The organism is Streptomyces sp. NPDC054847 (genome assembly GCF_053610925.1).
Map to the genome: position 1 here is coordinate 1 of NZ_JBSGZJ010000705.1, position 2,149 is coordinate 2,149.

Consider the following 2,149-nt stretch of genomic DNA (forward strand, 5'->3'; position numbering starts at 1 on the left):
GCCTCATACGGGCGCCGCGCCGTCCTGGAACCGGTGCGCCAGCGGCAGCTCCGCCCAGATGATCTTCCCGCCGCTCGCGGTGTGCTCGACGTCGCAGATACCGCCGGCCTCCCGGGTGATCTCGCGGACCAGCAGCAGTCCTCTGCCACCCGTCTGCGCGGCGTCGGTCTCGAGAGCCTTGGGACGGTAGGGATGGTTGTCCTCGACCGAGACCCGCACCCAGTGCGTGCCGATGGCGACCTCGACGGCGACCTCCGGCGAGAGCAGAGCGGCGTGCCGCACGGTGTTGGTGACCAGCTCCGACACGATCAGCAGCAGGCCCTGCACCACGTCGTCGGCGACCGGGACGCCCTGGCGGGCGAGCAGGTCCCGCACGGCGTGCCGGGCCTGCGGGACGGACACGTCGAGTGCGGGAGCGGTGAACCGCCAGACGCCCTCGTACGACAGCGGCCGGGCCGGCACGCTCCCGCGGCTCTCCATAGTCCGGCACCCACCTTCGGCTCGTCCCACTGACCTTCGGGTAACAAGTGTTGGTAGTCAGTTGGTCCGTGCCGTACCACTGAACGGAAGTGAACGCCGATCGACGCGTTTTGACCGGGTGCGTATGACAGCGTCAGTTGTGTGACTGGTCGGAACCACCTTCTGCCCGCTTCCCCGGATCGATCGTTTCAGCACTCTTATCAGCGTTTTCCCGGCCCTTCCGCGGTCCCTCGTCCTGCTCCGTGACCATGCTGACGACGCGCCGGCCGCCGACCCCCATCGCGATCAGGCCCAGGCCGTCGAAAAGCAGCGCCAGCGAGAAGAAGGTGCCGAGGACGTACCAACTGCTCTCCGGCCAGTCGGCCAGGACCAGCACACCCAACAGCAGATCGAAGGCCCCCTGCACCAGGGTCCAGCCGAACTGCGGGCCGCGGACCACCATGCTGCCCACCAGCCGGAAGAGTCCGCCGGTCAGGAACAGCAGGGCGGCGAACATGACGAGACCGGCCGCCGCGGTCTCCGGATGGCGGATGACGATCGCGCCGGCCGCGATGTTGAGCGCGGCGACCACGACGGCGAGCCAGAAGAAGTTGCTGCCGCGCGACTCGACCGCGTGGAGCAGGCCGACGATCCCGCAGATCAGCAGCAGCCAGCCGAACAGGAGCATCGAGGTGAGGGTCGCCACACCCGTGTAGACCAGGCCGACCAGACCGCCCGCGGCCAGGATCGCGCCGAGCGCGGCCAGTCTTCCGAAGCCGCGGCGCAGGCTCTTCTCCCGGCTGCGGTGGTTCTTCTCGTGGTGCGCGGTACGGGTCATCGGACGACTCCTCGGCGAACCCCCGTGGCAGCGGCACCCCTTCTTGATCATAGGTTCGTGCCCGCCGGATAGCATCCGGCGCATGGAGTCCCCGAACGCGCATCCGCCCCGGCTCAGGCACACCGTCGCGGACGGTGTCGCCACGGTCGTGATCAGCAATCCCGCCAAGCGCAACGCCATGACCGCGGACATGTGGCGGGCGCTTCCGGAGCTGCTCGGGAAACTGGCAACGGACCCGGCCGTACGGGCACTGGTGCTGACCGGCGAGGGCGGGACGTTCTGCGCGGGGGCGGACATCTCGTCGCTGCGGCTGCCCGGCGAGGACCCGCAGGCGCTGGCCGTGCATGCGGAGGAGGCCCTGGCGGCATTCCCCAAGCCGACGCTCGCCGTGGTGCGCGGCTACTGCGTGGGGGGCGGCTGTCAGCTCGCCGCCGCCTGCGACCTGCGCTTCGCCGAGCGCGACACGCTGTTCGGGGTCACACCGGCCAAGCTGGGCATCGTCTACCCGGCGGGCTCGACGCGCCGGCTCGCGGCACTGGTGGGTCCGGCCGCGGCCAAGTACCTCCTGTTCTCCGGCGAGTTGATCGACACCGGGCGGGCGCTGCGGACCGGGCTCGTCGACGAGGTGCTGCCGGGGGACGAACTGGGCCGGCGGGCGGCCGAGTTCACCAGGATCCTGGTGTCGAGATCGCAGCTCACGCAGTGTGCGGCGAAGGAGTTCACCGCAGGCCGCACGGACCGGGACGCGTACTGGGCGGAGCAGGCGCACGGCAGCGGCGACACCGCGGAGGGGGTCGCCGCCTTCCTCGAGCGGCGTGCGCCGCACTTCTCGTGGGCGGCGTCATCCGCGTG

At 70.5% G+C, this 2,149-nt stretch carries 3 protein-coding genes; 1 reads left to right on the forward strand and 2 read right to left on the reverse strand.

The window, feature by feature from the left end; genetic code table 11:
• Positions 1-3 precede the first annotated feature (3 nt).
• Positions 4-480, reverse strand: coding sequence for an ATP-binding protein (locus ACWGH4_RS34450; protein ID WP_159683950.1), 477 nt, complete (start codon positions 478-480; stop codon positions 4-6).
• A gap of 133 nt (positions 481-613) precedes the next feature.
• Positions 614-1,297: an HdeD family acid-resistance protein gene (locus ACWGH4_RS34455; protein ID WP_453467770.1), complete on the reverse strand. Its 684-nt coding sequence runs from the start codon at positions 1,295-1,297 to the stop codon at positions 614-616.
• Positions 1,298-1,379: 82 nt separating this feature from the next.
• On the opposite strand from ACWGH4_RS34455, the gene ACWGH4_RS34460 reads away from it, so the two are divergent.
• A partial coding sequence (locus ACWGH4_RS34460; RefSeq protein WP_453467772.1) for an enoyl-CoA hydratase/isomerase family protein occupies positions 1,380-2,149 on the forward strand: 770 nt, incomplete at its 3' end.

Excerpts from the sequence above, each read along its gene's own strand:
- ACWGH4_RS34455 (WP_453467770.1), bottom strand. The coding sequence starts at position 1,297 with ATGACCCGTACCGCGCACCACGAGAAGAACCACCGCAGCCGGGAGAAG.
- ACWGH4_RS34450 (WP_159683950.1), bottom strand. The coding sequence starts at position 480 with ATGGAGAGCCGCGGGAGCGTGCCGGCCCGGCCGCTGTCGTACGAGGGC.